17 protein-coding genes are annotated in these 25,968 nt (G+C 71.5%); 5 read left to right on the top strand and 12 right to left on the bottom strand.

Features of this window, described 5'->3' with window-relative positions:
• Positions 1-10: 10 nt before the first annotated feature.
• Positions 11-841 carry a helix-turn-helix domain-containing protein gene (locus ACIO1C_RS25155; RefSeq protein ID WP_401867071.1) on the bottom strand — a complete coding sequence of 277 codons (831 nt, stop codon included), beginning with the start codon at positions 839-841 and terminating at the stop codon, positions 11-13.
• Positions 842-960: 119 nt separating this feature from the next.
• Between ACIO1C_RS25155 and ACIO1C_RS25160 the strand changes: the two genes are divergently transcribed.
• A complete protein-coding gene (locus ACIO1C_RS25160; RefSeq protein WP_401867073.1) occupies positions 961-1,944 on the top strand; it encodes an AraC family transcriptional regulator in 984 nt (327 codons plus the stop codon).
• 32 nt (positions 1,945-1,976) lie between these two features.
• A complete protein-coding gene (locus ACIO1C_RS25165) occupies positions 1,977-2,963 on the top strand; it encodes a class I SAM-dependent methyltransferase (RefSeq protein WP_401867075.1) in 987 nt (328 codons plus the stop codon).
• A 154-nt stretch (positions 2,964-3,117) separates the two neighbouring features.
• Here the strand turns inward: ACIO1C_RS25165 and ACIO1C_RS25170 are convergent, their stop codons facing one another.
• From ACIO1C_RS25170 to ACIO1C_RS25195, 6 genes are all read right to left on the bottom strand, one after another.
• On the bottom strand, positions 3,118-3,918 hold the full coding sequence (locus ACIO1C_RS25170) for an aldo/keto reductase (RefSeq protein ID WP_401867077.1): 801 nt from the start codon (positions 3,916-3,918) through the stop codon (positions 3,118-3,120).
• Positions 3,919-4,030: 112 nt separating this feature from the next.
• Entirely contained in the window at positions 4,031-5,854 is a 1,824-nt protein-coding gene (locus ACIO1C_RS25175) for an AMP-dependent synthetase/ligase (protein ID WP_401867079.1), read from the bottom strand.
• A gap of 238 nt (positions 5,855-6,092) precedes the next feature.
• On the bottom strand, positions 6,093-11,303 hold the full coding sequence (locus tag ACIO1C_RS25180) for a NaeI family type II restriction endonuclease (RefSeq protein WP_401867081.1): 5,211 nt from the start codon (positions 11,301-11,303) through the stop codon (positions 6,093-6,095).
• Entirely contained in the window at positions 11,296-12,225 is a 930-nt protein-coding gene (locus ACIO1C_RS25185) for an AAA family ATPase (protein ID WP_401867082.1), read from the bottom strand. Before ACIO1C_RS25185 ends, ACIO1C_RS25180 begins: the two co-directional genes overlap by 8 nt.
• A gap of 23 nt (positions 12,226-12,248) precedes the next feature.
• Positions 12,249-14,450, bottom strand: a complete 2,202-nt coding sequence (locus ACIO1C_RS25190; RefSeq protein WP_401867084.1) for a hypothetical protein — start codon at positions 14,448-14,450, stop codon at positions 12,249-12,251.
• Positions 14,447-15,406, bottom strand: coding sequence for an alpha/beta hydrolase (locus tag ACIO1C_RS25195; RefSeq protein ID WP_401867086.1), 960 nt, complete (start codon positions 15,404-15,406; stop codon positions 14,447-14,449). Before ACIO1C_RS25195 ends, ACIO1C_RS25190 begins: the two co-directional genes overlap by 4 nt.
• Before the next feature lie 199 nt (positions 15,407-15,605).
• On the opposite strand from ACIO1C_RS25195, the gene ACIO1C_RS25200 reads away from it, so the two are divergent.
• A complete protein-coding gene (locus tag ACIO1C_RS25200; RefSeq protein ID WP_401867437.1) occupies positions 15,606-16,022 on the top strand; it encodes a (2Fe-2S) ferredoxin domain-containing protein in 417 nt (138 codons plus the stop codon).
• A gap of 156 nt (positions 16,023-16,178) precedes the next feature.
• Here ACIO1C_RS25200 and fdhD read toward each other — a convergent pair whose 3' ends face one another.
• The 5 genes from fdhD to ACIO1C_RS25225 all read right to left on the bottom strand — a co-directional run bounded on the left by fdhD (position 16,179) and on the right by ACIO1C_RS25225 (position 23,108).
• Positions 16,179-17,018, bottom strand: coding sequence for a formate dehydrogenase accessory sulfurtransferase FdhD (gene fdhD, locus ACIO1C_RS25205; protein WP_161307531.1), 840 nt, complete (start codon positions 17,016-17,018; stop codon positions 16,179-16,181).
• Positions 17,019-17,081: 63 nt separating this feature from the next.
• The gene (locus ACIO1C_RS25210) at positions 17,082-17,939 is read right to left on the bottom strand and encodes a 2Fe-2S iron-sulfur cluster-binding protein (RefSeq protein WP_161307530.1); all 858 of its coding nucleotides are present in this window, start codon (positions 17,937-17,939) and stop codon (positions 17,082-17,084) included.
• A complete protein-coding gene (locus ACIO1C_RS25215; protein ID WP_401867089.1) occupies positions 17,936-19,996 on the bottom strand; it encodes an NAD(P)H-dependent oxidoreductase subunit E in 2,061 nt (686 codons plus the stop codon). Before ACIO1C_RS25215 ends, ACIO1C_RS25210 begins: the two co-directional genes overlap by 4 nt.
• 7 nt (positions 19,997-20,003) lie before the next feature.
• On the bottom strand, positions 20,004-21,947 hold the full coding sequence (locus ACIO1C_RS25220; RefSeq protein WP_401867091.1) for a molybdopterin oxidoreductase family protein: 1,944 nt from the start codon (positions 21,945-21,947) through the stop codon (positions 20,004-20,006).
• 189 nt (positions 21,948-22,136) lie between these two features.
• On the bottom strand, positions 22,137-23,108 hold the full coding sequence (locus ACIO1C_RS25225) for a 2-dehydropantoate 2-reductase (protein WP_401867093.1): 972 nt from the start codon (positions 23,106-23,108) through the stop codon (positions 22,137-22,139).
• Positions 23,109-23,311: 203 nt separating this feature from the next.
• Between ACIO1C_RS25225 and ACIO1C_RS25230 the strand changes: the two genes are divergently transcribed.
• Entirely contained in the window at positions 23,312-24,697 is a 1,386-nt protein-coding gene (locus ACIO1C_RS25230; RefSeq protein ID WP_401867095.1) for an OFA family MFS transporter, read from the top strand.
• Between the two features lie 262 nt (positions 24,698-24,959).
• Complete coding sequence (locus tag ACIO1C_RS25235) at positions 24,960-25,907, top strand: beta-ketoacyl-ACP synthase III (RefSeq protein WP_401867097.1); 948 nt, start codon at positions 24,960-24,962, stop codon at positions 25,905-25,907.
• The last annotated feature ends 61 nt before the right edge of the window (positions 25,908-25,968 follow it).

Here is a 25,968-nt window from a genome sequence, read left to right on the forward strand (position 1 = left end):
CCGCTGCCCGCTACGTGGTCACCGACGCCAGGTACTTGGCCGTCGCCGGGTCGGCCGGGAGGAAGGTCTCCATGGCCAGTTCGGCGACGGTGACGTCCATCGGCGTGTTGAACGTGGCGATGGTGGAGAGGAAGGACAGCACCTGGCCGTCGTGCCCGATGCGCAGCGGCAGCGCGAAGCCCGGGAGCGCCGGTCCCTCCTCCCGCACCCCGTCCGCCGGCGTCCGGCTCTCCGCCGGGGGCATGGGGTACGCCGCCACCTCGTCGTACAGCTCACGCAGGGCGGGGGAGCGGGAGAGAGCCAGCTGACGTTCCATCTGGTCCAGCAGATGCCCGCGCCACTCGGGCAGGTTGAGGATGCGCGGGGCGAGCCCCTCCGGGTGGAGCGTGATCCGCATGACGTTCAGCGGCGGGGCGAGCAGGTGCCCGGGCAGACCCTCCATCAGCAGGGCGATGCCCCGGTTGGCGGCCACGACCGTGTACGTCCCGTCCACGATCACCGCCGGGTAGGGCTCGTACGCCCGCAACAGCTCGGTCAGGCCCTCGCGCAGGACGTCCATGGCCGGGTCGTCCAGCGTCGTCTCCGTGTACCGGGGCGCGTAACCGGCCGCCAGCAGCAGGGCGTTGCGCTCCCTCACCGGTACGTCGAGGTGCTCGGCCAGCCGCAGCACCATCTCCTCGCTGGGGCGCGAGCGGCCCGTCTCGACGAAGCTGATGTGCCGGGCGGACGAATCCGCCCGGAGCGCCAGATCGAGCTGGCTGATCCGGCGCCGCCGGCGCCAGTCGCGCAACAGGGGGCCGACGGACGGATTCGGGGCGGGAGCGGGGGCGGGGACTGCCATACGGGGACGGTAGTGCACCGCCCCGGCGGCGCGCCGCGTCGAGGACATCGCGCCCGCGCACGGCGTGAACTGACCGGTGCCGTAACCGGACCCGTCGCCGGTGCATTTACGCTGGTGACATGGACGTACTCGCCGGACTCCTCGACGGACCGCGTGCCAGGGGGGCCTTCCTGCTCCGCATGGTGATGGAACCGCCGTGGTCCGTCCGGATCGAGGACCGCGCCCCCCTCTGCCTGATGTGCGTCACGCGCGGCGAGGCGTGGATCGTTCCCGGCGACGGCGGCGACCCGATCCACCTGCGCCCCGGCGACGTGGCGATCGCGCGCGGCCCCGAGGCGTACACCGCCGCCGGCGACCCGGCGACCACCCCCCGCGCGCTCATCGGCCCCGGCGGGGTCTGCCACACCCTGGAGGGCGAACCGCTCGCGCAGTCGATGCGGCTGGGCGTACGGACCTGGGGCAACGCCCCCGACGGGGCGACGACGATGCTCATCGGCACGTACCAGATGGACGGCGAGGTCAGCCGGCGGCTGCTGGACGCCCTGCCCGCCCTGATCCACCTGCCCGCCGACGCGTGGAACGGGCCGTTGATGCCGGTCCTCGACGACGAGATCTCCCGGGACGAACCGGGGCAGAGCGTCGTCCTCGACCGGGTGCTCGACCTGATGCTGATCGCCGTGCTCCGCGCGTGGTTCTCGCGCCCCGGCGCGGAGGCGCCCGGCTGGTACCGCGCCATGGCCGATCCGTCGGTCGGCAACGCCCTGCGGCTGCTCCAGAGCGATCCGGCCCAGCCGTGGACGGTCGCCTCGCTCGCCACGGCGTGCGGGGTCTCGCGGGCCGGGCTCGCCCGCCGCTTCACCGACCTGGTGGGGGAGCCCCCGATGGCGTACCTGACCGGCTGGCGGCTCGCGCTCGCGGCCGATCTGCTGCGCGGGTCGGACGTGACGGTCGAGGCGGTGGCGCGGAAGGTCGGCTACAGCGGTTCGTTCGCGCTGAGCACGGCCTTCAAGCGGGTACGGGGCGTCAGCCCGCAGGAGTACCGGGCGGGCGCGGCGGCCCAGCCCCCGGCACCGGATTCTTTGCCGGAACCGCAACACAGTTAGCCAGAGCGGCACGGGGCGTGCAGCCTGGGGCCATGAGCCCTCACGACGACGCCCACACGACGGCGGTCACTCCTGCCGCCGCCACCGACAACGGCCACACCCACGGGACCGGCCACGCCCACGGCCACACGCACGGCCATTCCCAGGGCCACACCCACGGCAACGAGACCTTCGACTTCGACTGGGGCGTCCTCAGCACCCAGCTCGAACAGGAGGCGGAGATCCGCCATCCGCTGTACCGGCAGGCCGCCGAGTGGATCGCCGGCCTCCTCCCGGCACCCGGCGCCCGCCGGGTCCTGGACATCGGCAGCGGCCCCGGCGTGGTCTCCGTGCTCCTCGCGGACGTCTTCCCCGCCGCCGAGGTGGTCGCCGTCGACGCCACCCCCGAGCTGCTGGAACGTACCGCCGCCCGCGCCGAACTCCTCGACCTGGGAGGCAGAGTGAGCACGCGCCTCGCCGAACTCCCGGACGCCGTCGACACCTTGGGAGAGGCCGACGTCATCTGGGCCGGCAACTCACTGCACCACCTCGGGGACCAGCTCGCCGCGCTCGAAGGCTTCACCCGGCGGCTGCGGCCCGGCGGGGTGCTCGCCCTCCTGGAGGGAGGCCTGAGCGCCCGCCACCTTCCCCGGGACCTCGGCGTCGGCATGGGCAGGCCGGGGCTCGAAGCGCGCTTCGAGGCACGGCTGGCGGAGTGGTTCGGCGCGATGCGGTCCGAACTGCCCGGCGCCGTACGGGAGACGGAGGACTGGCCGGCCCTGCTGAGGGCGGCAGGTCTGGAACCGAGCGGCACCCGCTCCTTCCTGCTCGACATCCCGGCCCCGGCGCCGCTGGTCGTACGGGAGCAACTCGTCCGGAGCTTCACCCGGCTGCGGGACAAGAACCTGGCGGAAGGGGCGGCGGACGACCAGGAGGCCCTGGACCGGCTGGTGGACCCGGAGGACCCGCAGGGCCTGCTGAAGCGCCCGGACGTCTTCCTGCTGGAGGCCCGTACGGTGCACACCGCGCGCAAGATCTGACTCCGTACCGAAGCACGGCCCGTGCAGAAGCGCGGCCCACACACAGGCGCGGCCCACACGCAGGGGCGCGGCCCACACACAGGCGCGGCGCCCCCGACCGGAAGCGCCGCGCCTGTGCTGGTGCGTGTACGTGGAGTCGTGTACGTACAGGCGGTCAGCCCTCGTCGAGCGCGGCGAACGCCGCCAGGTCGTCCGCGTCCAGCTCGAAGCCGGCCGAGACGGTGTCGAAGTTCTCCTGGATCCGGGACGGCGTCACGGACTTGGGGATCACCACGTTGCCCAGCTGGAGGTGCCAGCGCAGCACGACCTGCGCCGGGGTCTTGCCGTGCTTGCGCGCGACGGCCACCACCGTCGGGACGTCCAGCAGGTTCTTGCCCTGGGCCAGCGGCGACCAGGCCTCCGTCGCGATGCCGTGCTCCGCGTGGTAGGCGCGGGACTCGGCCCGCTGGAGCCGGGGGTGCAGCTCGATCTGGTTGACGGCCGGGACCACCGAGGTCTCGGCGGCCAGCCGCTCCAGGTGCTCGGGAAGGAAGTTCGAGACACCGATGGACCGGGCGCGGCCGTCGGCGAGGATCTTCTCGAAGGCCTTGTACGTGTCCACGTACAGGGCCTTCTCCGGCTGGGGCCAGTGGATCAGGTACAGGTCGACGTAGTCGAGGCCGAGCTTGGCCAGCGAGGTGTCGAAGGCGCGCAGGGTCGAGTCGTACCCCTGGTCCGCGTTCCACAGCTTCGTGGTGATGAACAGCTCATCGCGGGGGATGCCGGAGGCGGCGACGGCCTGCCCCGTGCCCTCTTCGTTGCCGTAGATGGCCGCGGTGTCGATGCTGCGGTAGCCGGCCTCCAGCGCCGTGCCGACGGCCTGCGCCGTCTCGTCGTTCGGCACCTGCCAGACGCCGAAGCCGAGCTGGGGCATCTCGATGCCGTTGTTGAGGGTAACGGTGGGGACCTTGCTCACGAGCGGTCGATCCTAACGTTGTTGTTGTCTGTGGAGTCTCGGTCGTTCAACGATCGCCGGGGCGGACAGATTCCCGGCGCGTCACCCACGTCGGCACCACCGGTCGCGCGGGCTACTTGTAGAGCGCCTCGACCTCCGTCGCGTACGCCGTCTCGATCGCCTTCCGCTTGAGCTTGAGGGACGGGGTCAGCAGCCCCCGCTCCTCGCTGAACGGATGCGCCAGGATCCGGAACGTACGGATCGACTCCGCCTGCGACACCGCCGTGTTGGCGGCCACCACCGCCCGCCGGATCTCCAGTTCCAGGTCCCGGTCACGCACCAGGTCCCGGTCCTTGAGGGGCGGTTTGCCCCGCATGGTCAGCCAGTGCTCCACCGCCTCGTGGTCGACGGTGACCAGCGCGGCGATGTACGGGCGGTTGTTGCCGACCACGATGCACTGCGCGACCAGCGGATGCGCCCGGACCCGTTCCTCCAGGGCCCCGGGCGACACGCTCTTGCCGCCCGACGTGACCAGGATCTCCTTCTTCCGGCCGGTGATGGTGAGGTAGCCGTCCTCGTCCAGCGACCCCAGGTCACCGGTGGCGAGCCAGCCGTCGCGCAGGACCGCGTCCGTCGCCCGGCTGTCGTTGAGGTAGCCGGAGAAGAGCAGACCGCCGTGCAGCCATATCTCACCGTCCTCGGCGATGTGGACCGTGGTGCCGGGGATCGGCTGCCCGACCGTGCCGAAGCGGGTGCGTTCCGGCGGGTTCACGGTGGCCGCAGCGCACGACTCGGTGAGTCCGTACCCCTCGAAGATCGTGACGCCCGCGCCCTCGAAGAAGAGGCCGAGCCGCCGGTCCATCGCCGAGCCGCCGGAGAAGGCGTGCCGTACCCGGCCGCCCATCGCCTCCCGCACCTTGCTGTACACGGCCTTCTCGAAGAACTGGTGCTGGACGCGCAGCGCGGCGGACGGCCCGGGGCCGATGCCGAACGCCCGGTGCTCCCGCGCCTCCGCGTACCGCACCGCCACCTCGATCGCCTTGTCGAAGGGCCCGGTCTTCCCCTCCGACTCGGCCTTGCGGCGGGCCGCGTTGTACACCTTCTCGAAGACGTACGGCACGGCCAGGATGAACGTCGGGCGGAACGCGGCGAGATCGGGCAGCAGCGCGCTCGCCCGCAGCTCCGGCTGGTGGCCGAGCTTCACCCGCCCACGGATCGCCGCGATCTCGACCATCCGCCCGAAGACGTGCGCGAGCGGCAGGAAGAGCAGCGTGGACGCCTCGTCGCCCCGCCGGGAGTGGAACACCGGCTCCCACCGGCTGATCACCGTGTCGGTCTCGTACATGAAATGGGCGTGGGTCAGCACACAGCCCTTGGGGCGTCCTGTGGTGCCCGAGGTGTAGATGACCGTGGCCACGGAGTCCGGTGTCACCGCCTTGCGGTGCCGGTGCACGACCTCGTCCTCGATGGCCGCGCCCGCCGCGAACAGTTCGTCCACCGCCCCGGCGTCCAGCTGCCACAGCCGCTTGAGGCGGGGCAGCCGGTCGATCACCGACCCGACCGTCATCGCGTGGTCCTCGTGCTCGACCATGCAGGCCGTGACCTCGGCGTCGTGCAGCATCCAGTGGACCTGCTCGGCCGAGGACGTCGGGTAGACCGGTACGGACTGGGCGCCGACGGACCAGAGGGCGAAGTCGAAGAGCGTCCACTCGTAGCGCGTACGGCACATCAGGGCGATCCGGTCGCCGAACCGCACCCCTTGCGCGAGCAGCCCCTTGGCCAGGGCCAGCACCTCGTCACGGAAGACGGCGGCGGTCACGTCCCCCCACCGGCCTTCGTCGTCCTTGCGGCCCAGGGCGACCCGGTGCGGATCGTCGAGGGCATGCTCGAACACGGCGTCCGCGAGCCCACCTACGTGGGGCGCGGCCGCCAGGGGAGGAACGGTGAATTCGCGCAATGACCTGCTCCTTGGACGCTCCGCACAGCGCCGGTGACGGTACCCCACCGCGGAGTCGGGCGGGAGAGCGTGCACATAACCGGAGCGAACTCGTATCGCCACAGGTCAGGGGCGGGGACCGGGCCGGCGCGGCAGGGTCCGTACGCACTTCTGACCGAAGAGTAAGTAACGGGCGCCACAATCTCCACCGAATCCGTACGCCACACTCACGCACGCTCTACCGCTGGTGCGGTGGGGGTCACGCCTCGTCCGTACCCCCTACATCGTCCATCCCGTCCCCCTCGTTCACCTCGTCCACGCGGACACTGATCCATTCGTCGGCACCGGGAGCCGGTACGCCCAGTCTCTCCGCGGCCTCACGTTCGTCGGGCCGGTGTCCTAGGACGACGATTCCTTCGGCGGCGAGCACGCGGCGCGCGTCCCGGATCCGCCGGGCGACCTCCGGCTGCCTGGCCACCGTGCGTATGGTCGCGAGGGGGATCGGGCGGTTCTGGACCCGCCGGAACAGCTCGGCCAGCCGCTCCGTCCCCGACCCGCGCGAGAGGATGGCGGCGCGGTCGGGGCCCGGGACGCTCACGAGGAGGTTCTCCGGCAGTTCGGCGTCCTGGTGGAGCCACTCCACGGCGGCGGCCACCGCCGAGGGGCGGAGAGCACGCATCGCGTCCCGGTTTCGGAGGCCGGGCTCCAACAGCTTTTCCCGTACGCGGACCAGCCCGGCCGACCAGACGGACCGGGCCTCGTCGGCGTGCACGACCAGGCAGATCTCGTTCACCGCCTCGGGCGGGAACAGCCAGCTCGGCCCCCGGAGCGAGAAGTGGACGTCGAACTCGACGTCCGCCATCCGCATGGTCAGGCGGTCGCCGCCGTCGAGGCCGAACTCGTGGCGGGTCTCCCGCGCGACCTCCACCCCCAGCGCCGCCAGCATGCCCGGCGGGGCGTCGCCGAGGTCCACCCGGTCGGTCTGCGAACTTTCGATCAGCGCGTCCATGCAGTCCCTGATCAGGTGGGCCATCCGGCGGCCGTCCGCGTCGGCGTCGAGGAAGGCTTCCCTCAGCCGGTGGAGCTGATCGTCGAAGGCGGTGAACTCGTCGGGGAGCTGGACAAAGGCCAGTACCCCGGTGAGGGGAGAGCCCTCGAACCGTACGGAGTGAAAGCGTTCGGGCGAGAAGTCCTCCCCTTCCGCTTGGGGTGCCGCCTCCTGCATGGCGCGCTGGGACACGATCAGCGTACGGAAGGGGCCGGGCGCCCTTCCCACGTTGCCGGCTTCCTCGTGACGCAGCAGGGCGAGCACCGGTCCGGTGTCGGGCCGGTCCCGTCCGGCCGGGGTCGGGGCGCTGTCCAGGGCGATGCGGAGGCCCACGTCGTGGTCGTCCAGCCACCATTGCAGGTCGTCCAGCAGGGCGTGGATGACCGTGACGAGAGGAACGCTCCTCGCGGTGGTCATCAGGATGACGCCGTCGTCTTCCGCCAGGGAGGTGATGTGGTCTCCGCTCACGCCGCGTTGGGTGAGGACCTCGCGCAGGATCCGCTCGACAAACCTGGTCACCGCCGCCTGCTCGGCCGGACCGCGATCGGCGAAATCCTCGATGCCGACCGCGATGACGGCGGAGTACCCGCCCGTGCCGGGGTCCGTGGGGGCGGTGGAGTCCGAGCCGGCCGTGTGGTCGGGGGCCGTCAGCCGGGCCGGGTCCGTGACGGGCCCGGGATCCGTGGCCGCCAGCAACTCCTTTACCCCCGCCACATCGACGGGGTCGGGGTCCGTGTTCATTCGGTACAGCGTCAGCGCCTGGTACCACCGGGTCCTGGCCTCCTCCGTCCGGCCCAGGTCGGCCAGCGCTCGCCCCGTCAGGGTCTCGGCCTCGGCGCGGCGGCTGTACGACGTCGCGCTCCCCAGCAGCCGCAGGGCCTCGTGGGCCGAGTGGAGCGCGTCCTCCGGCAGGCCGGTCGCCAGCAGGGTGCGGGCCATGCCCAGCCGGACCAGCGCCTGCCACCGGGGCCGGCCGTGGGACCGGAACAGCTGGAGCGCCTGCCGGTGCGCCTCCAGCGCCTCCGCGTGGGCACCGCCCGCCTCATGGACCTCGGCGAGTACGTAGAGCATCTGGCCGTGCTGCGGCGACGCGCCCAGCCTGGCCCAGCGCCGCTGGGCCGAGTCGGCGGCGTTCAGCGCCGGGCGGAACCGTCTCGCTTCCAGGTGGAGCAGGGCGAGACTGTGCAGGGCGGTCGCCTCGGCGTAGGGGTCGTCGTCGTCCTGGGCGAGCGAACGCGCCTGGAGGAAGTGGCCCGCCGCCGTCTCGTAGCCCCCGGTTTCCTGGGCGATCGTGCCCCGCAACTGCGCGACGAGCCCGGCCGTCGCCGGATCGGAGGCCAGGTGCGGCGCGTTGTCCAGCGCGAAGGCCGCCGTGTCGAAGAGGCCGCCGCCCACGTAGCCGTGCGCGAGGGCGAGTTGTGCGCGGGCGTGGCTCAGGGCGGTGCTGACCTCGGGCACCCGCGCCAGCTCCAGCGCGACGTCACGGTACTGGTCCATGTGCAGAGGCGACAGCGCGAGATCCCGCAGCAGCAGCAACACGTCGGTCCGCACGCCCAGGGTGTCCTGGGAGACCGGCGACCGCGGGGTCAGCGCGGCCAGGGCGTTGGGCGCCTCGACCAGGAACCAGTCGATCCCCGCTCCGGCGGGTACGTCCGCGCCGCTGTGGTCTCCAAGTCCCGGTCCCAGCCCCAGCCGTTCGGCGAGCCGGTCACCCGGCCGGTCCGTCGTGTACGCGCGTACAGCGGCATCCCGGTAGTGGGCCAGAAGCCGTCCTTCGGCCGACTTCCGCTCCTGGAAGCCGATTTGGCGAAGCGCCCTGCGCCGCACAAACGCGTGGACCCCGTTGTGGAAGTGGTAGCGGAACCGTTCCCGCCCCGACCGCTCCATCAGACCGAGGCGGACCAGAGTCTCCACGGTCTTGGCGGCGTCGGGATAGTCGGCGCCGAGGAGGGCTGACACCTCGTACGCGGTCAGGTGTCCGGCGTCCTCCGGCAGTGAGACGAGCAGCAGGGCGGTCCTGAGCGACGGGACCAGGTCACGCAGGCTTGCGTCCAGGAGCGGGTTCAGTACGTCGATATCGGCATCGGACAGTCCTCGCAGTGAGTTGAGCACCGTGGATGCCGAGGCCGACGTGGCCACCCAGGCCGAGGCCAGAGTGAGGGCGAGCGGCCATCTCCCGCAGTACTCGACGACCCGCGAAGCGAAACCGCTCCGCAGTTCAGGGCGCTTGCGACCGACGAGTCGCCCGGTCAGCTCCATCGCGCTCTCCCGGTCCAGCGGGGGCAGGTCCACCTCCACCATCCCGTCCACCCGGACGTCCCGCATCCGTCTGCCGGTGATCAGGACGGCGCAGCCGGGGGAGTCGGGCAGGAGCCGGGTCATCTGGGCAGCCCTGAGGGCGTCGTCCAGCACAATCAGGATGCGGCGCCCGGCCAGCGTCGCGCGGTAGAGCCGGGTCCGGCCCTCGACGTCTCCCGGAATGAGTTCGGAGGGTACGCCCAGAGCATGCAGGAAGCCGTTCAGCGCGACGGACGTGTCCAGGGGCCAAGCGGTGGACCCACGGAGGTCCACAAAGAGCTGACCGTCCGGGAACTGTTCCTTCACCGCGTGGGCCGCGCGTACGGCGAACATGGTCTTCCCGGTCCCGGCGAACGGGCCCTCGGTGGCTGTGACCCCCACCACCGGTGACCCGGGCGCGGTCAGCAAGGCGGTGACGGTACGCATCTCGTTCGCACGGCCCAGGAACAACGCATCGCCCAGGCGGGGAAGTTGACTGGGCCGCCCCACGTCCCGCACCTCGTCGTCCTCCCGCGCCGCATCCGGCCCGGGAACAGCCTCCGCACCCGCCCCCGACAACCCCAGCAGCTCCAGCGTCCGCGCCGACGCCTGCCCGAACGGACCGCGCCCCGCAGTGAGTTCCGTACCGCCCATCGGGTTGTGGGCGACCGCCGGCAGCTGCCCGCGACCGTCCCCCTGGGACGACACATGCCGGCTGATCGCACGGTTGATCCGCCACACCTCGTGCTCCGCCAGCTCCTTCCGCAACCGCTCCTGCACGGCGGCCGGCAGGCTCAGCTCCACAGGGCCGTCGGCACCACCCTCCACCGCCGCCCCCGCACCCACCCCGCCGTCGAGCAGGAACAGCCCGCTCGTCAGCAACTCGGCGACATCCGCCGTCGTCGCCTCCGGCACCAACTCCCGCCGGACGATCTGGAGCAGCCGCAGACTCAGCCGGTCGAACGTCGAGCTGAGCACGGCCAGGCGTACGGCGGCCGGTGCGGCCGTACGGACGAAGCCCTCCACCCGGCGCTCGTCCGGCGCCGCGACGGCCGGCCGGCGGTTTCCCTGACCGCTCACCCGGCCGCCGGACGGGACGAGCACCGCGCCGCACCCCTCGGGCGCGCCCCGCATCACCGTGCGCGACCAGCGGTCCAGCGTGTGCGGTGAGAGCGACAGGACGGGGACGGGCAGCCAGGTCTCCCCGTCCGCCAGACGGGGAAGCAACACCGGTGCCTCGAAGGGCAGATGGGTGTTGGGCGCCCCCGGCGCGCCCGCGCCCACCCGGACCGTGGGCAGATTCAGGCCCGTCCCGCGCCAGAGTTTGACGGGCAGCGGATCGAGCAGGGCGACGGGCGTCGTCACGGACCACTCCCGTACCAGCCGCCAGACCGCCGCCTCCCGCCAGGCGGGCGCCGCGCAGTCGGACACCACCACGACCAGGCGGCGCGCGTCCGGCGACCGCAGCTGGCCATGGCTGGTCAACGCGCCCTGCGCGCCGCGCAGTTCGGGCCGGTGGGCGCCGTCGAAGGTGAGATCGCGGACCTGGAGGGTCCGGAAAGCGCCCAGCCGGTCCAGCACCGCCGTGAAGTCGGCGATCGTCTCCCGCCACACCCGCATCGCGGGGGACCGGTCCACGACCAGCACCAGGTCGAACCACCGCTCGGGCGCGGGCGTGAACGCCGGGATCAGCTCCCCGCTCCTCGCGTACGCGTCGACCGTGGCGTCGATGTCCAGGGCCCGCTCGCGGCCCTCCCGCCACGGCCGCTTCCACGGGCGCAGCGCGCGGGTCACCTCCAGCGCCTCGGGCAGACCCGAGGCCCGGGACGCGCTCACCGGGTCCCCGGTGATCCGGGCGCCGGACCCGGACAGCCTTTCGTGCAGGGCCCGTTCACCGCCCGCGCCGACCGGCTCGGTGGCGGGTCCGTGGGACGTGCGGGAGCCCGCGGGCCGCTCCGCGCCCTCGGCGGAAGCCGTGGAAGGCGTCGCCGCCCCACCGTCCGGTACGGCGGCGGGCTCCGGGGCCCGTTCGTCCGACGCCATCAGCGCCGCCAGCCACAACGCCTCCGCGAGGGAGGTGCCGTCCAGCTCGGGCACCCCCGCGTGCAGCGCCGCGACCGCGCGCGCCAACGGCGTCTCAGGCACGGGACAACTCGCGCAGGACGATCTCCATGACCTCCTGCTCGTCCTCCGCCGCCGGCGCGCTCCCGCCGGTCAACAGGTGCACGGCGTTGAGGAGTTGGTCGACGGCCAGCAGCTCCCCTCCCGCGACCCGCGCCACGAAGGCCGCGACCAGCGTGTCGACGGCCGCCGAGCGGTCCGTACCGACCCGGAGATGCGCGTCCACGACCTGGCGCAGCGCCTCGACCGTCAGACGCGGCATGGTGAAGCGCACGCACCGCCGCAGGAACGCGGCGGGGAAGTCGCGTTCACCGTTGCTCGTCATCACGATGAAGGGGAAACTGGCGCACCGCACCCGGCCGCGCTCCACCTCGCTCCGGATGTCGCCGCCCCACTCCCGTACGCAGACACTCTCCTCCCGGTACCGGGCCAGCTCGGCGATCTCGAACTCGCCGCGCTCCAGAACGTCCAGGAGGTCGCTGGGCAGATCCAGGTCGCTCTTGTCGATCTCGTCGATCAGCAGGGCTCTCGGGTGGTCCGCCGGGAGGAGCGCCGTGCCCAGCGGGCCCAACTGGAGGAACGGCGCGATGTCGTCGCCGCCCGCCGGCCCCTCCAGCCGCTGCGCGTGGATACGGCCGAGCGCGTCGTACCGGTACAGCGCCTCGGTGAGGGTGCTCCGGGACGTGATGTGCCAGCGCAGGACGTCCCCGAGCTTCAACTCGGCGGCCACCTGCTCGATCACCGTCGACTTGCCGGACCCCGGCGCCCCCGTCACCAGCAGGGGGCGCCGCAGCGCCAGCGCCGCGTTGACCGCCTTGACCAGGCCCTGCGGCGGCTTGAACTCACGGTCGAGCGCCTGCCGGGGGAAGCGGCGCCACGGGGGCGGTTCCCCCAGGTCGACATCGCGCGGAGTGCCGTCGCCGACGTAGAAGGGCTGCCAGGTCATCAGGTGTCACTCCCCATCAGGTGTTACTTCCCATTCGACGTTACTTTCCATTCGACGTTACTTTCCATCAGGTCCTGCTCCCCATCGGTCGTGGGACGCACCTGCGTTGCGGACGGCACCTCCGTTGCGGACGGCGCGTCCGTGGCGGCCGGTGACGCGGCCCCCTCGAACCACTCGCAGAAGTCGAGCCATTCCCGGTCGTGCCACACCGACCGCAGCCGGGCGAGGTCGTCCCGCCCGTCCGCCGGCGTGTCCTCCTGCCAGCTGCGCCGGTACGCCTCGCTGAACTCGGCGGGCAGCAGGTGCCAGTACTTGTCGAGGTTCTCGCGCGAGGTGTCGGGGACCCCGGCCTCCCCGTCCGGCCACAGCACGATCGGTGCGTGGGCCAGCAGCACCTCCATGACCTGGTCGAAGCGGGTCGGCAGGTGTGCCAGCGCCACCGCGCCCGGGTAGGCGCCCAGCCGCATCCGGCGGTCGAGTTCCTTGGCCTGGCCGGTCTCCCGCTCGGCCAGCCAGTCGACGGGCGCCCCGCCCGCGCCGCCGCGCGCGGAGACGGCGGCCATCGCCTCCAGCTTCTCCTGGGCGTGGTCGTTGATCCACCACAGGTGCTCGGGCGGGCAGAGGCGCTCGCTCCAGCGCAGGACGACGTCGTACGTGACCCCCAACCGCACGCCAAAATCGGTCTCCTCGGGACGCCAGCGGAGCAACAGCGCCGAGGAGGCGGCCACTTCGACCCGCCGGAGCCGTACACCGACCTTTTTCGCCTCGGCCGACGCCCACCGCAGGATCTCGGCGAGCCGTCGCTCGACCCCGGACCGGTCCGGCGCGCAGGTGAACTCCCGGTGCGCGTGCTGCTTCCCCCGGTCCAGCAGCCACGCGTCGAGCGTCTCGGGCCATTCGTCGGCGACCGCCGCGTGCAGGCTGACGATCAGACGCAACCGCGTCCGGTCACTTCGCCGGGACAACTCCTCGTGAGCGTCGGAGAGTTCGACCCGGGCGCCCACGGATCCGGCCCAGGCGTGCAATCGGGGGTGGTCCGGCCCGACGGTGTCCTCGGCGGCCAGCGCGGCCACGAAGGCCGCCAGCGGCGCGGTACGGCTCGCGCCGACACGCGGGGCCCGCAGGCGCAGGAACTCCACCGCGTCCCGCAGCAGTTCACTTCCGGTGGTGCCGGGGAGCCGCACCTCGGGACCGGTGCCGGCGGCGAGCAGCGCCCGCCGCAGCCGCTCGGAGGTGAGCGGTCCGCCCGGCCAGTCGCCGAGCAGCTCCAGGGTGAGGATTCCGTCGAGCAGGCCGTCCGCCACACGGACCGCCCAGGCGGTCTCCTCGCGGGTCCCGCTTCCGCCGGGCGGCCGGGCTCGCAGGGTGTCGCGCAACCGCTCCAGGCCGGCGACGCCGGTCAGCGGCGCGGGCAGGAGAGCCGTACCGCCCAGCGGATCCAGCGCCCGCTCCAGCTCCTCCGTTCCCACCGGGCCCAGGAACGAGCCCGCCGCGTGCGGGTGCCGGGCGTTGCGCGCCAGCCACGGACGCTCACCGAACCGGGCGCCGTGGTACTCGACCAGCCGGGCGTCCTGTCCGGGAGCGGCGTCCCGTACGGCCTCGACCACCGCGTCGGGCCGCAGATACTCCCCGGCGCCGGGGATGCCCGCGTCGAGCACCTCGACCAGCCCCCGGGTGAACGCGAGCCCGTACGCGGTCTGGCTCGCGCCGACCGACATCAGCAGCGACAACCGGGTCGCGCCGTCCCGTACCCCGGCGTCCAGGGCCTTGAGGTCCGGTACGGCGCCGCCCGCGTGGCAGGTGTCGACCAGCGCGATCACCCCCGCGAGACCGGGGGTGTCGAGGGCCTGGGTCAGCAACTCACCCACGTTCACCGCCGTGTTGATGACGTCGGGCTGGGAATCCCCGGCCATCAGATACAGCGTGGGGTGCTGACCGGGCGTCATACCGTGCCCGATCAGCGCCAGTACGAGTACGGCGCCCGCCTCGCCCGCGCGCCGGGCGGCGCCCCGGATCGCGGCCTCGATCCGCGCCTGCCCGAGCGAGGCGCCGTACAGCAGCGAGACGACCCCGGCGGACGGCGCGTCCGTACGGGCGCCGCCCCTTCGGTGGGTGAGCGAGCCGTGCAACGCCCGCGCCACGTCGTCCAGACCGTCGAGCAACCCCAGCTGCGGACACTGCGGTGCGATCACCAGGACGTGCCGGACGGGCGGTGAACCGGTCATAAGAGCGTCGCCGCTTCGACGGCCTCCACGACCGGCCCGGCGACGGCGGGGTGGGCGAGATACCGCACGGCGGGATGCACCCACACGCCGTCCGAGTCGACCCGGGTGCTGACGGGCAGCACGGCAGAGGAGTTGGGCCGCAGGAGCTTCTCCGGGCGGGGGCCGCCCGCCACGAAGTCGTCCCGGTCCCAGAAGTTGAGCCACCGCCCGACCCGACCGGGCACGTGCGGCGGCTGGGGGCGGAGCTTGGGCAGCACGGCAGTGCGCATCCCCAGCGGGGAGCCGAGGGTGACGAACAGCGGTACGGGACCGGTGTGTTCGTGCAGCGCTTCCAGGGACACGACGGTGCCGAGCGAGTGCGAGACGACGATCGTCGGTCCCGCGGGGTCCAGGGCCTCCACCACCCGCCGGCGGACCCGGCGGTCGAGCGGGACACCGTCGCCGTCCGGCTCCCCGCGCGCGAGATAGCGCGCCACCTGGCTGAGCCTGAGGATCATGGCCTTGGCGCTGACCCAGCCGCCGAACGTCCGCAGCCCCGGCACGGAGAGCAGGGTGTTCGCGGCGTTGAGGGTCTGCCGCAGGGCGCTGCCGAGGCCCTGGGGCACGCCCTCGGGGGCCAGTTGGGCCCGCGCGTGGGCCAGCACCCGGATCTCGTCCTCGCCGGCCGGGTCGGCCAGCCGCTCGTCGACCGCCTCCCGCAGCAACTCCGCCAGCAGGATGCTCTCCTGATCGGCCGTCACTTCGAGCGCCGAGCCCTGGGCCTGTCCGGGGCCGAACAGGTCGCCGTAGTAGGCGAACCGGATGTCGGCGGCCCACCCTTGGGTCAGTGCGGAGACCTTCCCGGCGTGGCCGGCGGCCCTGGCCCCCTCGGCCAGCGCGCGCACCCACTCGTCGCGTTCGGCGGCGCTGTCCAGCGGCCCGCCGATGCCATGGACGAACACCAGGCGCGGCTTCATGCATCCCCCAAGATCCACCCGGCCCGGGGGGCCGGAGGAGCCAAGAGGATATCAACCGGCCGCATGCCCCGCCCCGGGACCGCCGACCTCGCTCCGTCCCGATCCGGGCCTGCCCCGACCCGGGACCGGCCGCCTTGCCCCGCCTCACGGCTGACAAGATCCTCGGGTGACAAAGCCGCCCTCACCCGCGCCGTCAGGCATACGCCCGCCCGTCCCCCCGGGCATACGCCCATTCGGCCGCCGCCCCTGCACCCTCGTCGTCTGCCGGGGCTGCTGCTGCGGCGACCCCGCCAAGAATCCCGGCACGGATCACGCGGGTCAGCTCGCCCGCCTCCGCGCGGCCGCCGCCGCCTCGGGAGGCCGGCTCTCCGTCCGTACGACCGACTGTCTCGGCCCGTGCGGACAGGCCAACGTCGTCGTGGTCCAGCCCTCCGCCGAGGGCCGGCGCGCGGGAGGCCGCGCCACCTGGGTGGGCTGGGTGCTGGACGAGGACGGTACGGACGACCTGCTGGCCTGGACCCGGGCCGGCGGCCCCGGCGTGGCCGAGCCGCCCGCCACCCTGGAGCTGCAGATGATTCCGCCCCCGTCGGACGCTAGGCGCCGACGGGGGCGGTGACGGGGGACGTAACCCCGGAGAACGAAAAGTGGATCAGGCGATGGCGGGCTCAGGCCCGCACACCGCCGAGCGGATGGGTGTGGCTGCCGGAGGTACCCGGCCGACGCAGGGGGCGCTCCCCGCCGGCCGGGCCCTATTCCCGTGCAGCGGGGACTGTCACACCCCAGTGTGCAGGGCGATGCGCTCATCGCCCGCGTACACGTTCATGGAGGGGCCACGGAGGAAGCCGACCAGTGTCAGCCCCGTCTCCATGGCCAGATCGACGGCGAGGGAGGACGGCGCCGACACCGCCGCGAGCACCGGAATGCCCGCCATCACGGCCTTCTGGGCCAGTTCGAAGGAAGCACGGCTGGAGACGAGGAGGATCGACCGGGACAGCGGCAGCAGGTCCTGCCGCAGCGCGCGGCCGATCAGCTTGTCCACCGCGTTGTGCCGGCCGACGTCCTCCCGGATGTCCAGCAGCTCCCCGTGCTCGCTGAAGAGCGCCGCCGCGTGCAGGCCCCCGGTCCGGTCGAAGACCTCCTGAGCCGCCCGCAACCGGTCGGGGAGGCCGGCGAGCAGGGTGGGCTCCAGCCGGACCGGGGGAGTGTCGTCGATCGTGAAACGGGCCGTTGTCCGTACGGCGTCGAGACTCGCCTTGCCGCACAGCCCGCACGACGAAGTGGTGTAGACGTTGCGCTCCAGCGTGATGTCGGGGACCGGCACACCGGGCGCGAGCCGGACGTCGACCACGTTGTACGTGTTCGACCCGTCGTCCTTCGCCCCCGCGCAGTACACGATCGACTGCACGTCGGAGGCGGCCGCCAGCACCCCCTCGCTCACCAGGAAGCCGGCCGCCAGGGCGAAGTCGTCGCCCGGGGTGCGCATCGTGATGGCGAGGGATTTGCCGTTCAGCCGGATCTCCAGCGGCTCCTCGGCCACCAGGGTGTCGGGGCGGGTCGTGACGATTCCGTCCCGGATACGGATGGTGCGGCGGCGCTCGGTGACCCGTCCCATGATGATCAGTCCTACTCGTATCGATGTGCTGGTGCTCGTCGGCCGACCCGTACGGTGACCCGGTCAGCGTTCCTGTACGTGCTGGAAGCCGAAGCGGCCCTTGATGCAGAGGTTCCCGTGTGTCACGGGGTTGTCGTGCGGAGACGTGACCTTCACGATCTCATTCTCCTGTACGTGCAGCGTCAGATTGCAGCCGACACCGCAGTACGCGCAGATGGTGGTGGTCTCCGTCTGGATCTCTTCGTTCCACGTCCCGGCCTCCCGCATGTCGAACTCCGACTTGAAGCTGAGCGCGCCGGTCGGGCAGACCTCGATGCAGTTGCCGCAGTAGACACAGGCCGAGTCGGTGAGCGGTCCGTCGTGCTCGGTGGAGATACGGGCGTCAAAGCCACGGCCCGCCACCGAGATCGCGAACGAATTCTGCCACTGCTCACCGCACGCGTCGACACACTTGTAGCACTGGATGCACTTGTCGTAGTCGCGTACGTAGAGATCGTTGTCGATCTTCGGTTCCTCGTCGAGGCGGGCCGCGTCGGGACCGAAGCGCTCGGGCTTCGCCTTGTATTCCTTGATCCACTCGGCGGCCCTCGGGGTGGTCGAGAGGTCCGTGGACGAGGCGAGGAGTTCGAGGACGATCTTCCTGCTGTGCCGGGCCCGCGGGCTGTCCGTGAGGACGGTCATGCCCGCCTCGGCCTTGCGCGAGCAGGCGGGCGCGAGGACGCGCGCGCCCTCGACCTCGACCACACACACCCGGCAGGCGTTCTTCGGGGTGAGTGTGTCGCCCTCGCAGAGCGTCGGGATGTCCTTCCCCGCCGCCCGGCAGGCGTCGAGGATCGTGGAGCCTTCCGGCACCCGCGTCTCCTGGCCGTCGAGTGTGAATTCGAGCAGCCGCCGCGGCAATTGCAGTGGGATGACGGTCACTTGTAGGCCCCCAGTCGATCGATGGCTGACTCGACGGCACTCCAGGCGGTCTGTCCGAGACCGCAGATCGAGGCGTCCTTCATGGCCGCGCCGACCTCACGCAGCAGTGCGATGTCCTGCGCGGCGTCGGCGCCCGTACGGTCCACGATCCGGTGCAGCGCCTCCTCCTGGCGTACGGTGCCTACCCGGCAGGGCACACACTGCCCGCACGACTCGTCCCGGAAGAACTCCGCGATCCGTACGAGCATCTTCGGCAGCTGGACGGTGTCGTCCAGGACCAGCACCACCCCGGATCCCAGGGTCGTACCGGCCGCCCTGGTCCCTTCGAAGGTGAGCGGGATGTCCAGCTCGTCGGGGCGGACGAAACCGCCCGCCGCGCCGCCGAGCAGGATCGCGCGCATGTTGTCGGGCGCCCCCGCCAGCTCCAGCAGCTCGCCCAGCGTGGCGCCGAACGGCAGCTCGTAGATGCCGGGTTTCCCGACGTTCCCCGAGACGCAGAAGAGCTTGGGCCCGGTCGACTGGCCGGTGCCGATCGCGGCGTAGGCGGCGGCGCCCTGGTTCAGGATCGGTAGCACGTTGATCAGTGTCTCGACGTTGTTCTCGGCCGTCGGCTTGCCGAACAGACCGCTCTCCACCGGGAACGGCGGCTTGGACCGCGGCTCGCCGCGGTAGCCCTCGATGGAGTTGAACAGCGCGGTCTCCTCACCGCAGATGTACGCCCCGGCGCCGCGCCGGATCTCGATGTCGAAGGCGTACCCCTGGCCGAGGATGTCGTCCCCGAGGAGGCCGCGGGCGCGTGCCTGGTCGATGGCGTTCTGGAGCAGTCGCAGGGCGCGCGGGTACTCACCGCGCAGGTAGAGGTAGCCCCGGTCGGCGCCGACCGCGTATCCGGCGATCGTCATCGACTCGATCAGCGCGTACGGATCACCCTCCATGACCACACGGTCCTTGAAGGTGCCCGGCTCGGATTCGTCGGCGTTGCAGACCAGGTAGTGCTGGCGCACCGGCTGCGAGGCGGTGGCCTGCCACTTGCGTCCGGTGGGGAACGCGGCGCCGCCGCGGCCCACCAGACCGGCGTCCGTGACCTCCCGGATGACCCCGGCCGGGCCGAGGTCGAAGGCGCGGCGCAGGGCCCGGTAGCCGTCGTGCGCCCGGTAGTCGTCGAGGCTGTACGGGTCGACGACCCCGACGCGAGCCAGCAGTGACAGCCCTGGCTGTCCGGCCTGCGGTACGGCGAGGGCAGCGGCGGGCTCCGCCGGGGCCGCCGCGGGTTCGGCCGCCGCGAGGACGAGGGCCTCGGCGGTGGCGGGGGCGATGACGGCGGTGGCGTAGCGGCGTGCGGCCGGTTCCGCGGACTCGCCGGCACTGTCGCCGCCGTTCAGGAGGCCGGCCGGGCTCGACGGCAGGGGAGCCGTGACGGAGACGCCGTCCCCGACGCGGGCCGGGCCCGCCGGGTTCGCACCGGCCGGCCAGGCGGGCCGCGCGCCGCCGAGCTGGACCTTCTCGGTGACGCCGGTGCTCGCCAGGGGGAGGGGTACGGAGCCCTCGTCGGACGGGACACCCGCCTGGATGACCAGCGCCGCCGGGGCGCGTTCGCACAGACCCAGACAGGGGCTCGGCTGCCAGACGAGGCCGCCCGCCGCCGAACCGGCCGCTCCCAGGCGCTCCTCCAGCCCGGCGCAGACGGCGGCCGAGCCCTTGCTCGCGCAGGCGAGGTCCGTACAGACGTGCAGCACCTTCGCCGGGCGCGGCTTGACGGCGAACATCGCGTAGAACGTGGCGACGCCGTACGCCTCCGCGGGCGGCACGGTCAGCCGTCGGCACAGGTAGTCGAGGGCACCCTCGCTGATCCAGCCGATCCGGTCGTTGATCGCGTGCAGCCCCGGGAGCAGCAGGTCCCGCCGCTCCCGTGCCTCCCGGCCGCCCCGGGCCCAGCGCAGGTCCGAGTCGGTCCGGTCGTCCGCCCCTTCCCAGGCCGAGGTGGGCAGGCCCAGCAGGGCGTCGACCGCCGCTCGTTCCTCGTCGGTCGGTTTGCTGTCACCGAAGTGCAGATCCACTGATCTTTCAGCTCCTCACGGCCGGGGCGGACACGAGCCCGGAGACGGGCAGCTTCTCGATGCGGATCGCGGACGCCTTGAACTCGGCGGTCCCGGCGATCGGGCAATTGGCCTCGATGGTCAGCTGGTTGGTGTCCACCTCGTCCGGGAAGTGCATCGTCATGAAGGCGAGTCCGGGGCGCAGTCCGGGATCGACCCAGACCGGGGCCTGGACCGTGCCGCGCCGCGACGAGATCCGTACCTCCTCGCCGACCGACACGCCGTACCGCTCGGCGTCCTCGGGGCACAGCTCCACGTACTCGCCGCGGCGCAGCGGGGAGGCGAAACTCCCGGTCTGCACCCCGGTGTTGTACGAGTCGAGCCGGCGGCCCGTGGTCAGCCTGATCGGGTACTGATCGTCCGTCAGGTCGACCGGGGGGTCGTGCTTGACGATGCCGAAGGGCGCGAGCCGGCCGCGCCTGGCGGGGTCCTCGTCCCAGAGGCGGCCGTGCAGATAGGTCGGCTCGATCTTGTCGGTGTCGGGGCAGGGCCACTGGATGCCCTGGTGCTCCGCGAGCCGCTCGTACGTCATGCCGTAGTGGTCGGGTGACACCGACCGCAGCTCGTTCCAGACCGATTCGGCGTCCGCGTACTTCCAGGGGTGCCCGAGCCGGCCCGCCAGGTCGCAGATGATGTCGATGTCCTCGCGCGCCTCGCCCGGCGGTTCGACGGCCTTGCGGACGCGCTGGACCCGGCGCTCACTGTTGGTCGTCGTGCCGTCCGTCTCCGCCCAGGCGGCGGTGGCGGGCAGGACCACGTCGGCCAGCTCCGCGGTCGCGGTGAGGAAGATGTCCTGCACCACCAGGCAGTCGAGGTTCTTCATGCGCTCGACGGCCTGCTCGCTGTCGGCCTCGGACTGGGCGGGGTTCTCGCCGATGCAGTAGACGGCCTTCAGGTCACCCGTCTCCATCGCCTCGAACATCTGCGTGAGCGTCATTCCGTACTCGGGCTGGATGACGGTGTTCCAGGCGCTCTCGAACTTGGTCCTGATGTCGGGCTCCAGGATGTCCTGGAAGCCGGGCAGTCGGTTGGGGATGGCCCCCATGTCACCACCGCCCTGGACGTTGTTCTGGCCGCGGAGCGGCTGCACACCGGAGCCGTAGCGTCCGACGTGCCCGGTGAGCAGCGACAGGTTGATCAGCGCCCGGACGTTGTCCGTCCCGTTGTGGTGCTCGGTGATGCCGAGCGTCCAGCACAACTGGGCCCGTTCGGCGCGGGCGTAGGCGTGGGCGAGGTCGCGGATCGCCTCGGCGGGTACGCCGGTCACCTTCTCCGCCACCGCGAGCGTCCACGGCTCGACCTCGGCCGCGTACTCCTCGAAACCGGTGGTCGCGCGCTCGATGAACGACGTGTTGTGCAGGCCCGCGTGAATGATCTCGCGGCCGACCGCGTGGGCCAGCGGGATGTCCGTGCCGACGTTCAGCCCGAGCCAGCTCTCGGCCCACTCGGCGGTGGAGGTGCGGCGGGGGTCGACGGCGTACATGCGCGCGCCGTTCCTGATGCCCCGGAGCACGTGCTGGAAGAAGATGGGGTGTGCGAAGCGGGCGTTGGAGCCCCACATCAGGATCAGGTCGGTGTGGTCGACCTCGCCGTACGACGAGGTGCCACCACCGGAGCCGAAGACCGCGGACAGGCCGGCCACACTGGGCGCGTGACATGTCCGGTTGCAGGAGTCCACGTTGTTGGTGCCCATCACCACGCGGGTGAACTTCTGCGCGACGTAGTTCATCTCGTTGGTGGCCCGGGCGCAGGAGAGCATCCCGAAGGAGCCGCGAGCGGCTCCCAGGCCCTCGGCCGCCCGGTCCAGGGCCTCGTCCCAGCTCGCACGGCGGAGAGGCCCGCCCTTCTGGTCCCGCACCAGGGGATGGGTGATGCGGGCATAGGTTTTCGGTGTGCGCTCTCGCTTCTTCACGCTGCGCTCCTGTGAGTGGTGACCGACGGCCGCGCCCATTGCATACAGTATTCTGTAGTCCTGTAGGTAAAGGGAACCCCACGGACAGAAACTGGCCATGAATGTCTGTGCGCGGCCGTCGGCCGGGTGGTTCCGGAGCGGACCCTCCGGGTGTTGTGTCCCGTCGGCCGGCCCGGACACCGGAGTGGATCAGGCAGCCGCGCCCTGGGCCAGGAGATCCGAAATGGCGTCCACCGTACGGAGGGTGGGCACCGGAACGCCGGTGATCTCCGCGAGTTCCACGACGGCGGCGAGCAGGACGTCGAGTTCGAGCGGTTTGCCCTTCTCCAGATCCTGGAGGGTCGACGTCCGGTGGTCACCGACGCGTTCCGCGCCGGCCAGCCTCCGCTCGATGGAAATGTCGGGGTGGCAGCCCAATGCCTCAGCGACGCTCAGGGTTTCGGCCATCATCATCTCGATGACCTGGCGTGTGCTGCGGTGCAGGCACATCTCCCGCATGGTGGCGCGGGTCAGCGCACTGATGGGGTTGAACGAGATGTTTCCGAGGAGCTTGATCCAGATGTCGTCGCGCAACTCGGGCTCGACGGGGCATTTGAGTCCGCCCGCCTGCATCGCCTCGCTGAATTCGAGACAGCGTTTCGACACCGAGCGGTCCGGCTCCCCGATGGAGAACCGGGTGCCTTCGAGGTGCCGGACGATCCCGGGCCCCTCCAGCTCCGTAGCGGCGTAGACCACGCACCCGATCGCACGTTCGGGTGGCAGTACGGCGCTGACCGAGCCGCCGGGGTCGACGCTCTCGATCCGTGTGCCGTCGTGCGGACCCCCGTGCCCGTGGAAGTACCACCAGGGGATCCCGTTCTGGGCGGCGATGACCGCCGTACCGTCATGGAGCAGAGGCTCGACCAGCGGCCCGCACGCCGCGTAGGAGTTCGCCTTGAGCCCCAGGAACACATAGTCGACCGGACCGATGTCCTCCGGTCGATCGGTGGCGTGCACCCGAGCGGTCCAATCCCCGCGCGGGCTCAACACCCTGACTCCGTCCTGCCTCATGGCCGCGAGATGCGGTCCACGGGCGATGAGATGAACTTCGGCGCCGGCTCGATCGAGCGCGGCTCCCACGTAGGCGCCGATCGCGCCGGCTCCGACAACTGCGACTTTCACTGTGGGGCTCTCCGTTCGGTTTGAGGGGGGACCGAGGGAAGGGTCACACTTACTTTCGTGTCGACGATATATTGTCTACAGTATGTAGTTCTGGGCCACAAGGCTCCCTTCCGGTATGCAGTAGGCAAACTCCTGCGTGGATCTTGGGTGAACCGTGGCAGCGATCTTCCCAACGGGTCGGGCCGTTCTTAGAGTTCGCGACCATGACCCCACCTCTCGCACCCCCCGGCTGGAGTCGCTGGCTGGTACCGCCGGCGGCGCTGTCGGTGCACCTCTCGATCGGCCAGGCCTACGCCTGGAGCGTCTTCAAACCCCCACTCGAGTCCGCCCTGGGCCTCTCCGGCACCCAGAGCGCGCTCCCCTTCCAGCTGGGCATCGTCATGCTCGGCCTGTCGGCCGCCTTCGGCGGCACGCTGGTCGAGCGCAACGGGCCGCGCTGGGCGATGACCGTGGCCCTGAGCTGCTTCTCCTCGGGCTTCCTGCTCGCCGCGCTCGGCGCGGCCACCGAGCAGTTCTGGCTGATCGTCTTCGGATACGGCTTCGTCGGCGGCATCGGACTCGGCATCGGGTACATCTCGCCCGTCTCGACGCTCATCAAGTGGTTCCCGGATCGGCCCGGCATGGCCACCGGCATCGCGATCATGGGATTCGGCGGTGGCGCGCTCATCGCCTCGCCCTGGTCCGCGCAGATGCTGGAGTCGTTCGGCGCGGACAGCCAGGGCATCGCGTACGCGTTCCTGGTGCACGGTCTCGTGTACGCCGTGTTCATGTCGCTGGGCGTCCTGCTGATCCGCGTACCGCCGCCGGGATACCGGCAGCGGAAGCCCGCTCCCTCCGCCGAGGCCGAGACGCGCCCGGCCGGATCGCCGGCTTCCACGGGCCTGATCTCCACCGCCCAGGTCTCCGCGAAGTCCGCCGTACGGACCCCTCAGTTCTGGTGCCTGTGGGTCGTGCTCTGCATGAACGTCACCGCGGGCATCGGGATCCTGGAGAAGGCCGCCCCGATGATCACCGACTTCTTCGCCGGGACGAGCACCCCCGTCTCGGTCTCCGCGTCGGCCGGCTTCGTGGCGCTGCTCTCCGCCGCGAACATGGCGGGCCGGATCGGCTGGTCCTCCGCCTCCGACCTGCTCGGCCGCAAGAACGTCTACCGCGTCTACCTGGGCGTGGGCGCCGTGATGTATCTCCTGATCGCGCGGTTCGGCGACTCCTCCAAGCCGCTCTTCGTCATCTGCGCGCTGGTCATCCTGTCCTTCTACGGAGGCGGCTTCGCCACCGCGCCCGCGTACCTCAAGGACCTCTTCGGCACCTACCAGGTCGGCGCCATCCACGGCCGGCTGCTCACCGCCTGGTCCACCGCCGGCGTCCTCGGCCCGCTCATCGTGAACTGGGTCGCGGACAGTCAGGAGGAGGCGGGCAAGAGCGGTTCCGGGCTCTACGGGGTCTCGCTCACCATCATGATCGGCCTGCTCGCCGTCGGCTTCGTGGCCAACGAACTCATCAGGCCCGTCCACCCGCGCCACCACATTCCGGCCCCCAGGGAGGCATCCGATGACCACGTCACCAGCGAGCAGCGGCACAGCGCCTGAGCCACGCCGTACGGGCTTGATCGTCTTCGCCTGGCTCTGGGTAGGGATTCCTCTGGCTTACGGTGTGTATGAGCTGGTCCTCAAGGCCGCGCAGCTGTTCACCGGGTGAATTGTTCGCCGGGTGAATCGGGAACTATTCCGACGATGATCCGAAGTCTCCAAGCGGAGACGGGGAATCCTGTTGGTTCGCCTGTACCCGTACGGGTGAGTCGCTGACGAGACTTGAGGACTCCTGACGTCGACAGCAGAGGGGGTCCCGGGCATGACCGGCACTCGTATCGCCGCGCTCGGGCACTATCAGCCCGCCAAGGTGCTCACCAACGACGACCTGGCGGCCCTGGTCGACACCAGCGACGCCTGGATCACCAGCCGGGTCGGCATCAAGACGCGGCATGTCGCGGGTGAGGACGAACCGGTCGACGAGCTGGCCGCGCACGCGGGCGCCAAGGCGCTCGCCGCGGCCGGCCTCACCCCGGCCGACATCGACATGGTCCTGGTCGCCACGTCCACCGCGATCGACCGGTCGCCCAACACGGCGGCCCGCGTCGCGGCCCGCCTCGGCATGGGCTCGCCCGCGGTCATGGACCTCAACGTCGTCTGCGCCGGGTTCACCCACGCCCTGGCCATGGCGGACCACACCGTACGGGCGGGCTCCGCCTCCCGGGTCCTGGTCATCGGCGCGGACAAAATGGCCGGCGTCGCCGACTGGACGGACCGCACCACCTGCGTGCTCGTCGGCGACGGCGCGGGCGCGGCGGTGGTCGTGGCGACCGGGCCCGGCGAGGAGCCGGGGATCGGCCCGGTGCTCTGGGGCTCGGTGCCGGAGATGGGCAACGCCGTACGGATCGAGGGCACCCCGCCCCGCTTCGCCCAGGAGGGGCAGTCCGTCTACCGCTGGGCCACCACCCAGCTGCCGCCGATCGCCCGCAAGGTCTGCGAGCGGGCCGGTGTCACCCCGGAGGAGCTGTCCGCGGTGGTGCTGCACCAGGCGAATCTGCGGATCATCGAACCGGTGGCCCAGAAGATTGGCGCGATCAACGCGGTGATCGCCCGGGACGTGATCGAGTCGGGAAATACTTCGGCCGCGTCGATTCCGCTGGCTTTGTCCAAGTTGGTGGCCCGCGGAGAGGTGCAGTCCGGTACTCCAGTGCTGCTTTTCGGCTTCGGCGGGAATCTCTCGTACGCCGGCCAGGTCATCCGTTGCCCATGATCTTCAATGTTCTCGGTAGACTGTAGACGATAGCCAATGTCCAGAACTCATCGATACAGTC

This window comes from Streptomyces sp. NPDC087420 (genome assembly GCF_044744165.1).
GTDB lineage: Bacteria > Actinomycetota > Actinomycetes > Streptomycetales > Streptomycetaceae > Streptomyces.